The sequence below is a fragment of the Pseudorhodobacter antarcticus genome (assembly GCF_900110135.1).
Classification (GTDB): Bacteria; Pseudomonadota; Alphaproteobacteria; order Rhodobacterales; family Rhodobacteraceae; genus Pseudorhodobacter; species Pseudorhodobacter antarcticus.
Map to the genome: position 1 here is coordinate 1 of NZ_FOCO01000069.1, position 9,277 is coordinate 9,277.

Below are 9,277 nucleotides of genomic sequence, written 5' to 3' on the forward strand. Positions count from 1 at the left end.
GCCGGAGTGAGAGTGGTCTGCAATCGGTGCGGAGTATGGCTGCGATCCTGAACGCTGTCTCTGGGCCTCCATTTATACACCGTCTGTTCGGTCGTGCCAAACCGTTCGGCCAAAACCGACGCAGCCTCATTGCTGGATTGGATCGCAGCTCGAACTTTCGGCGTCGTCGTTGCTTGCTTGTGAAGCTGGATCAGCATGGTCGCCCTCCGTTCCGGTTGGCGGGAAAACAGTCCCCCGGATTGTTTTCTGATCCGCTGCACTCCCTCAAAACCGATCTTGCCATAAAAAAAGCAGATCGCAGAGGGTCTATGTGATCATCCGGGATGGAACAGCTAGGGGCACCTCATTCAGCTGCCCAACTTTCGTGGAATGCGCACTCACCGGCGCTTCTGGCTCACACTTCACCCCTCGGATGGGCGCATATTCTGCTCACGGGCGACTACAGGTGGCCAAAACAGTGAGCTAGGGCGCTTAACGTACGATCCTGCACTCTCCAGTATCAGCCCCCCAAAAGCCACTCCTTGGCAAACATAGGGGCATCAAACACCGACGCGGAGAACAGAATGTAAAATATCTAAAGGTTTATTTTCCGGCTAAAAAATCCGATATCTCGACATTGCGCCCTTTAGTATATCTATGAATACCGCTGTTCCAAGTACAGCGTAGATAATCACAAACGGATATGCTGGTCCTAAATATCCAGTGTTTATAGCCCTCCAAGACGTAACGTCAATATATCCAATGATTGCACAACGACCAATCACCAAGGCCGCGGCCCCCAGTGAAAGGATGACCAACCAATCATTTCTAATGCTATTTCTGAAATATAAGGCGTTAAGTATGAGCCCTATCGTAGCCACTGCAATCAAAACTGGAGTGATTGATGCACAAAACGCAACTAGAAACTTTATAATTGCAAGCCTCAGGTTCTCATTGGAGCTGGGCAGAAATGCTTGATCATAAGGTCGCTGAACACCATCTAAGTATCCGAAGAAGGGCTCATTTACCTCAAACGGACCTTCGCCAAACTCCCCAATTGGAACAATTATACGAGAAATGCCAGCTGAAAGCAATAATTTGTCGCAATCAGATTCCATTGATTTAGTAAAAAAATCGAACCTAACCGCTTTAATGCCTGAAGAGCCATAGGATGCTTCGACGTCTATACCCGACCCAAGTGTAAGTTGACCCCCACATTGGGAAAGTTCAACAATGCTTTGTACAGTAGGTGTCAGTGAACGGTGAGCAATCCAACCCGTTACCCTGAAACCCTCAAATTCGGCTACAATCGGCCCAATCGATTCAGACCACCTATGTAAACCTGCACTACTTTCGGTGCTGCGGGGGGCGGCGATGGGATTGGTTGCCAACGAGGTAGTATAAACGAGCGCGCTCCACCAACCCGTTAGAAAATCTGGAAATCTCTCCGGGAGTAGCTCCGGTCTTAAGGTGTCTCTACGGGGGCGGCACTCGATAATTCCCTCGTCACATCCGGCATTTATTTCCGCAGCCAACTCAGTGTAAAAGGCGCGCGCCTGCGCTGCAGTTTCATAATGCCCTGCCATCGCCACGGCGTCACGGAAAGCCCATACAAACCAACCACCAGCGACCTCTCCGGAATATCCAGGTATCAGGTTCTGTCCCGCCACCGACCAATTAGCTGATAGAGCCGACCAGTAAGGTTGAATGGATTTGGTCACCGGAAATGTTTCAAAAACCGTCTGCATAGCTGCTTGAGGCACTGGAACATACCCAGAAGGATGCTTATCGCCCACACGCATCAGCGCCCCAATTGCAGCTTTAAACTCTGGCGCTCGGAATTCTGAGACAATGGCACGGTCATATTTTATTTTGTTGGCGAATAGAACCGGGCCTACGCTTAAGCCGACACCAACGCCGGTAAATAATAAACACACAGCAAATGATCTAGGTAGCGAAAAGTTAAGATTCACGCCATCTCTCAGTGCCTTTCGCAAAACGCTCAGGATAATTACCAACACAACGCCACTGATAATCCAAATATCTTCCTCGCGGTTTAAATACATACAACCCAAAAACAAACCAACGCCGATTGAATATCGTATTACTGTTTTGTTCTCACGTGCACGAACCATCATAACGGTCAAGCAGAGAACCATCATAGCAGACGATACATATAGGCCCTCTCTTAGGAAACGGCGTCCACTGTCGCTCCAAATATAAGGGTTCGATATGAGTAGAATGACTAAAACCAGAACAAGCGCTCTCGACAATCCTAAACGCCGCACGAAATAGGCAAATGTTGCTATGGATGCTGCGTATAAAACGGCTTCAAAAAACTTGGCCTTGATACCTATACTTGTGCTTAGAGCACCGACCATTGACAACAAAGGGCCTTTGGCGAGGGTCAGATTATCGTACCTGCCAAGCCAATTGCCACGTTTAATATTCTCAAGCCCCCTAAAAAACAGCGCATCATCATGTCCTGCAAATGTCAGTGCCAAAATTGGGTAGTCTCTGATGAGAGCCAAGTAAAAGATAATTACTACCGCAAAAGTGAGTAAGAATACCAATCGACTTCTATCTTCAGTATGCATGAAAGTTTCCTTACTGATTCAACAAGGTTCAGTGTGGTGGGAAAACCTAGAAGTTTTCCAGTTTCCATTACTCAAACCTCATTAAGCAACTGTGAAAACATAGTGGCTCCGTGAAACGGATCGCCATACAACCCGATGGAAAAAAACCGAGTAGCCCAATCAAACATATACTCATTCTGGGTGATCAAAAATTCCTGTATTTTTGGAAACGGCATTTACGGCGTTGCTGCGCCTAGTCTCATCAATCCGGGCAACAAAATGGAGCGATCTATCGAAAAGATACCCGAATGGAGCTGGATAAAGACCAAGCTTGACTTTAGCATTAATTTCTTGGGACCCAATTTGTTTAAAAACCCTCCGCCATTCTTCCTTATCAAGGTAATTGTAAGGCAACCGTACATTGTGACCTCTATTCCCAACCCAATCCATGAAACGAAGAATTGGTCTTGCGGCAAAGCCTTCGGCAAGATGATCTTTAATAACCACACCTTTTCTAGTTACCCGCATGCACTCAGCAAGAACGGCAGCCGGATCGTCTGTGTGGTGTAATACATCCACGATCATGGCGTAATCAAACGCCTCATCTTCGTATGGTATCCTTTTACCATCGTAGACGATGGCGGGTATCGCAACCGTCGGCCTTAGGAACACGTCGACGCCCGAAAACTCTAAAGCAGGCTTCAGCTTTTCAATCGAGAGCGCAACCGTTCCATCACCACAGCCGACGTCGAGAACTGTCCCAGCAGAGTCAAACATTTCAGCAAGCGCCTGAGCCAAGACTCTCACGCGGCGCTTCATTACGGCCGACGAGTGTACTTTATTGAGAATATTTTTCAAAATTATTCCTCTTGATTTTCTTTGGAATTGACAAAGACCCAAATTTTCATAAGCACGAAGTTTAATGCTGCAACAGTGACGGCAACCGTTGCAAAAATCAGCGTCGGCTGAATCCCTTGATCAACCAAAAGCAGAGGCAACAGAGAGGCCAAACTCAAACCCAGAGCTTGCAACGCTAAGTATCGAGGGAAAGCAATCATGTGTTCGGACTTAGAGGCAAAGGTCCACCGATGCTGGCCCAAATAGGCGAAAGGCGTGATCAGAAGGTAGCAGATTGCACTTGCTATCCACGCTGTCATTCCGGCTTTGGTAAGTAAAGTGGCCAAGACAACATAGACTGCGGCACTGAAACCACCTACTCCAAAATAAAATAAAATCGTTCGAATATTCCCCAAGATCATCGAGTGGGAATTTCAACGATTGAGGACACGAATGCCGTCAGCGCAAGCTGTCCACCCATAGTAATAGAGGTCATAGATAGAATTAGGACCCTCAACATTTCAGAGTATTCAAGCGGACCAAACTCGGCCGCAGCCCATTGGAACACACAATAAATAAAACCAAGAACCCCACCGACGAAGAGAATGCCCGCCCCTACAAGAAGCCTCTCCAGAGTGAGCGCCTGAAGCGAAACAGAATACCGAGAAGGCGGCATCATCTGATGTGCAGCGGCAAAGCGTCTGGATAAAACTGCGAATGAGATCGATTGGGTCCCGACGACCAACAGGAAACTCATGACAACTAAAGTATGGATGTCAAAGCCAATTCCGGCAATCTCCAAGGCCCCAGGAAATAAAAATACACCGGCCAGTGCGCCCAATGCAATTAGTGCGAAGCCTGGGTAAAGAAAAAGCCAGCGCGGGCTGTACATGAGTAGAAAACTGAGATGACGCCAGCCATCTCTCCATGTACGTAAGTGAGGTGGCCTTGAGCGGCCATCCGGCTTCAAAGTTGTTGGAACCTCATCGATCACATATCCATCGAGTGAGGCGCGCACGACCATCTCAGACGCGAATTCCATACCGGTCGTTCGCAAGTTAAGAGCATCAATCCGTTCGCGAGAAAAACCCCGTAAACCGCAATGAAAATCACCAACAGGAATATCAAAGAACAACCTACCCAGCCAGCTGAGCACAGGGTTTCCAAGGTACCGGTGTAAGAAGGGCATCGCGCCAGGAGCAATACCGCCCTTGAAGCGATTCCCCATCACGATATCAGCGCCAGCTCTCAAGCGATCTACATACGGCTGCAGAGCTTCAAAATCATAGGAGTCGTCAGCATCACCCATAATCACAAACTTACCCTGGGCGGCTTCAATTCCACCAAGAAGAGCTGCTCCGTAGCCGCGGCGGGGGACGTGAACAATACGAGCACCGTTCGAATGGGCAATTTCCAAGGATTCATCCGTTGAGCCGTTGTCAGCTATAAGCACTTCCCCCACAATTCCAGATGTTTCTAGGAACTTTTTTGCTTTGCGAATGCACACTTCGAGGGTCTCGGCCTCATTAAGACATGGCATCAATATAGTGAGTTCAATACCGAGTCCTACCCCGACGGTTTCGTCTTCCATCCCAACATTACCCAGCATTTCGAATCCTTTTTTCACTATATTCCCCATGTCGCAGGCCGCTGTCTCAAATCACCCAGCGCCTGAATGCGTTCTTGGCCAAACCTAGGCCGATGATACTAGCTTCGCTTATGGGCGCTTGAATCGCCCCGGGTTTACCGGAGGGTGATTTATTCAAATGTTACGCAGCTTTTTGATCTTGGTTCAAGCTTTCATAGAATGCCTCGTCTGCTTCTTGGGGCGGGACATAGCCGATGGCACTGTGCAGTCGTTCTGAGTTGTACCAGCTGACCCAAGCCATGGTTTCCCATTCGATTTGGCCCACAGACTTCCAAGGCCCCATGAAGTTGATGACCTCGGTTTTGAACAAGCCAATGATGGTTTCGGCCATGGCGTTATCATAGCTGTCGCCGACACTGCCGACCGAAGGATCGATGCCCGCATCGGTCAATCTCTCGGTGTATTTTATGGACAAATATTGTGACCCGCGGTCCGAGTGGTGAATCAATCCGCTACCGTTTTCCGGACATCTTTGGCAAATGGCTTGGTTGAGGGCATCAAGAACAAAACCCGTTGTCATCGAAGTTGATACACGCCAGCCCACGATTTTGCGGGCAAACACATCAATGACAAAGGCCACATAGACCATGCCAACCCAGCTGGAAACGTAAGTAAAGTCAGATATCCAAAGCTGATTTGGCACCGTCGCCGAGAACTCGCGGTTAACCTTATCATCAGGACAGGGCTGCGCTGGATCAGGAATGGTCGTTCGCTTCGTTCCTCGCCTAACGCCTTGTAAACCAAGCATCTGCATGAGCCTTTCGACGGTACACCGCGCGATATCATGCTGCTCTCTGCGCAATTGATGCCAAACCTTGCGGGCCCCGTAGCGACCCCTGCTCGCCTTGAAAACCCGGCCTATTTCTTTGGCGTCAACCAAATCGCGCTTGGCGCGATCTGAAGCCAGATCAGGGTTTCTGGTAATGGCCGCACGCGCATAATAGGTTGCTGGGGCAATCTGCAAAACACAGCAGATCGGCTCGACCCCAAAAGCATCGCGTTGCTGTTCAATAAAAGCGGTCATCTGCGGAACGGGCGGTCGAGCTCCGTCCCGCTGCCCGGCAGGCGATGCTTGCATCGCCGAGAGGGGGGGCAAAATACGCTGACGCCTTCTTCAGGATCTCATTGGCAGTACGAAGCTCCTTATTCTCCCGTTCCAGTGCCTTGAGCCGATCCCTGTCTGCACTGCTTAGCCCAGATCGCGCACCGGCATCGCGCTCAGACTGTTGGCACCAGATACGCAGGCTATCAGGAGAACATCCCAGCTTGGGCGCGATTGCCTTAAACGCCGCGTTGTCGCTACTATAGTTGCCACGGTTTTCTTGGAAAAGCCGAACGCCGCGTTCGCGAAATTCAGCCGTGTACTTCGGGGGAGATTTTTTCTGTTCCATGGGGCTCATCCTTTGAGAGTTTTACCCTCCAGTAAACCCGGGGCGATTCATACCGCGTGTGCCGCCGTTCCCCGGTCCGGCTCTCCGGGCAAGATCCTGCAGGCTTTGCCACCCCCAAAAAGAGCCTTCAGTCAGGAGGCCACTCCACTAAAAACCATTATATTACATAATTAATGTTATCAGATTATAGCGATAACACTTGGCACATTCTATACTTGCGCCCTACTGGTTCAGGATACGATGGACGCTCATACGGCTGATACCCATGGCTTCTGCAATCTTGTAGGTGGAGAGACCTTCACCCTTGAGTTGGTGGACCTTGTCCCTATTGATCACCTTCCGGCCACCCTTGTAGATCCCCTTGGCTTTTGCTTTGGCAATGCCCTCAGCCTGTCGCTTGCGGATGATATTTCTCTCAAACTCAGCGAATGCGCCCATCATCTGTAGTTGTAGCTTGGCGAAAGCGTCCTCAGCATCCGACGAGAACGTCAGGCGCTCTGATAGGAATGTAATTGCTACACCCTTGTCATTTAGCGTCTGGATCACGTCCTGTAGATCACGAAGGTCACGCGCAAGACGGTCGATGGAGTAAACTATAATACTGTCGCCATCCCGCACATATTGAATCATCTCCTGAAGGGCCGGACGATCCGCTGCTGACTTGCCTGACAGTTTCTCCTCAAAAGTCTTATCAACCTGACCAAGGTCCTGACGATCAAGATTCTGGTCGATCGTGCTTACGCGCCGATAACCGATAATAGCCATTTTGCTCTCCACTAGTAACATCTGACTCTAGAGTAGCGCCGAAACAGTAACAAGTAAATCAATTATAGCCCTGATGTTACCGTAATTCAGATTGGCTGTTACCGTAACATCTGGCTAGAGTTCAATGTAACTATTGAGTTCGCTTGTGATGATGCAATATTAGCCAGAGAGCAAGCTAGGGCCGGTACATCCCATTGCTGACCGATACTTCGGTATGCACATTTCAGCAGTAAGGTCGGTGTGGGCACTTTCGCAGCGCTACGCGCTAAGGTCTGTAACCCTCGTTTTTGAACTGCCGTCCAGCCCAACGGCAGTTCAAGCACTTAGCCAACACTTCGGGCGTGTCAAACAATGTCAGTCAGCGTTTTGTAGTCTGCAACCTCGCTATTTGGTGTTCAGCATGGCGTCCCGCAGGATCGCGTTCATGCGGGACTGGTAGCCTTTGCCCTGCGACTTGAGCCACGCCAGCACGTCGGCATCTACCCGCGCAGTAAGCCTATGCTTGACGGCGCATGAATTCCGCAAAAAGCGGAACTGAAAAGTCAAGAAAACCGTGCTCAGTGCTGTAAATCATCCCTTTCGAGATAGCGTTTGCGCGCACCGGACCAAGCGAAGACAGTTTTTTACCCAAAGCCTTCGCAATATCGCTCATGGCATAAGGACCATCCCCAAGTGAGGCCATGACTGTTACAAATTCTGTTTCCTTTGGCGTCAGCCTATCGAGGCGCACTCGAAAGAAACCGTCGTCGAGTGATGCGAGGGTTTCGGTATAGGCATTGTCTACATCATGTATAGTGATCTCCGGGCCTTCGGCATTGTCCCAGGCCTTAGATGACCACTCCTGCAGAAAAAAAGGATAGCCCTGTGTTTTTGTCACTATCTGTGTGAGGGCATCAGGTGAGATAGCGGCAGCTTCCTCGACGATAGGCTTTTCTACCGCTTTTCTTGCGGATGCTGGGTCGAGCGCGCCGACACCTGGATAGAGGAAGAGTCTTTCAGAGTAGGATTTGGCCTCACCAGCAAGGCGGGCAATCTGTGGAAGACCTCCGCCAACCATAATCACGGGCAAACCCTCTTGTGACATTCGGTGAATTGATACGATGAGAGCGGATAGGTCTGCTTCAGATAGATATTGCACCTCGTCGATCAGTAGCACCCAACCCCTGCCCCCAGCTTTTGTTGCTTTCCCAATGGCTGTGAAGAGGTCTGGGAGATCGAATTGAATGTCACCGCTATCGGCGAGCCCAGGTTCGGGTTCGACGCCAATTTCCGCGCCAGCCACCTCGATCTTGAATATCGACGCGAAGCCGCGAAGGCCTTTGAGGCCAAGTTGTGCAAGTTGTTTTGCAGCTTCTATTGATGATAGTGCGCGTAAAACCTTACGCATTTCTGGATAAAGAAGTCGCGCGAGGCTTTGGTGTTCTGGGGCCTCTATTTTTGAGATGAAATAGCCTTGTTCTTCTGCAATGCGACCAATCTCATTCAGTAAGACTGTCTTGCCTGTTCCCCGCAATCCAAGAAGCATCATGGATCGCGGATTGCGCCCCAGCAAGGCGCGGCCACATGCGATCTTAGCGGCTTCCAGGATGTGATCACGCCCTGCCAATTCAGGAGGCCTGCTTCCTGCTCCGGGGGCAAATGGATTACGGTAGGGGTCCATCCTAATACTCCAAATTATAGGTATCTCTAACTAAGTATAAGCTTGTATAAAATAAAAAGCTATACTTAGCTATACATCCTTAGACACTAGGGCACCTCTATAAATTGCCCCACCGCCCACACTGCGGTATGGTGGGACAGTGAACTGGCGGTGGGGATGCGGCGATGGCGCAGATGGGTTTTTTCGATCTTTCGGACCGTTACGCGAGTCTGGATGCCAAGAAGGACCCGCTGGTCGAGATTGACACCGTCGTGCCGTGGGAGGAGTTCCGTCCCACCCTTGAGCGAGCCTGGCGCAAGCCGGATGCGGATCGCAAGTCCCGCGCGGGACGCAAGCCGATGGACGCGGTTTTGATGTTCAAGACGCTGGTTCTGAGCGCGCTCTACAACCTTTCCGACGACCAGATCGAATATCAGGTCCG

The 9,277-nt window shown here is 50.1% G+C and carries 8 protein-coding genes, 2 pseudogenes and 1 other annotated feature; of the genes and pseudogenes, 1 reads left to right on the forward strand and 9 read right to left on the reverse strand.

The features are described from left to right. From BMY36_RS20345 to BMY36_RS18055, 9 genes and pseudogenes are all read right to left on the reverse strand, one after another. A pseudogene (locus tag BMY36_RS20345) lies at window positions 1-197 on the reverse strand (IS481 family transposase); the annotation flags it as partial. A 396-nt stretch (window positions 198-593) separates the two neighbouring features. Then, window positions 594-2,576, reverse strand: coding sequence for a hypothetical protein (locus BMY36_RS18015; protein WP_074819045.1), 1,983 nt, complete (start codon window positions 2,574-2,576; stop codon window positions 594-596). Window positions 2,577-2,747: 171 nt separating this feature from the next. After that, window positions 2,748-3,455, reverse strand: a complete 708-nt coding sequence (locus BMY36_RS18020; RefSeq protein WP_074819050.1) for a methyltransferase domain-containing protein — start codon at window positions 3,453-3,455, stop codon at window positions 2,748-2,750. Further along, window positions 3,416-3,814 (reverse strand): GtrA family protein, encoded by a 399-nt coding sequence (locus tag BMY36_RS18025; protein WP_050521042.1) that lies wholly within the window; start codon window positions 3,812-3,814, stop codon window positions 3,416-3,418. The genes BMY36_RS18020 and BMY36_RS18025 overlap by 40 nt, the downstream gene beginning before the upstream one ends. After that, window positions 3,811-5,019, reverse strand: a complete 1,209-nt coding sequence (locus tag BMY36_RS18030) for a glycosyltransferase family 2 protein (RefSeq protein WP_231579783.1) — start codon at window positions 5,017-5,019, stop codon at window positions 3,811-3,813. The genes BMY36_RS18025 and BMY36_RS18030 overlap by 4 nt, the downstream gene beginning before the upstream one ends. 142 nt (window positions 5,020-5,161) lie before the next feature. After that, window positions 5,162-6,431: pseudogene (locus BMY36_RS18035) on the reverse strand (IS3 family transposase). Next, window positions 5,990-6,108, reverse strand: a sequence feature (AL1L pseudoknot). Its footprint overlaps the pseudogene before it by 119 nt. Before the next feature lie 222 nt (window positions 6,432-6,653). Then, window positions 6,654-7,196, reverse strand: a complete 543-nt coding sequence (locus BMY36_RS18045) for a recombinase family protein (RefSeq protein WP_050521044.1) — start codon at window positions 7,194-7,196, stop codon at window positions 6,654-6,656. A gap of 384 nt (window positions 7,197-7,580) precedes the next feature. Further along, entirely contained in the window at window positions 7,581-7,667 is an 87-nt protein-coding gene (locus BMY36_RS20920; RefSeq protein WP_244888701.1) for a BrnA antitoxin family protein, read from the reverse strand. Between the two features lie 25 nt (window positions 7,668-7,692). Then, the gene (locus BMY36_RS18055; protein ID WP_050521040.1) at window positions 7,693-8,856 is read right to left on the reverse strand and encodes an ATP-binding protein; all 1,164 of its coding nucleotides are present in this window, start codon (window positions 8,854-8,856) and stop codon (window positions 7,693-7,695) included. A 164-nt stretch (window positions 8,857-9,020) separates the two neighbouring features. Here BMY36_RS18055 and BMY36_RS18060 point away from each other — a divergent pair. Further along, window positions 9,021-9,277: transposase (locus BMY36_RS18060; RefSeq protein ID WP_139194113.1), on the forward strand; the 257-nt coding region annotated here is incomplete at its 3' end.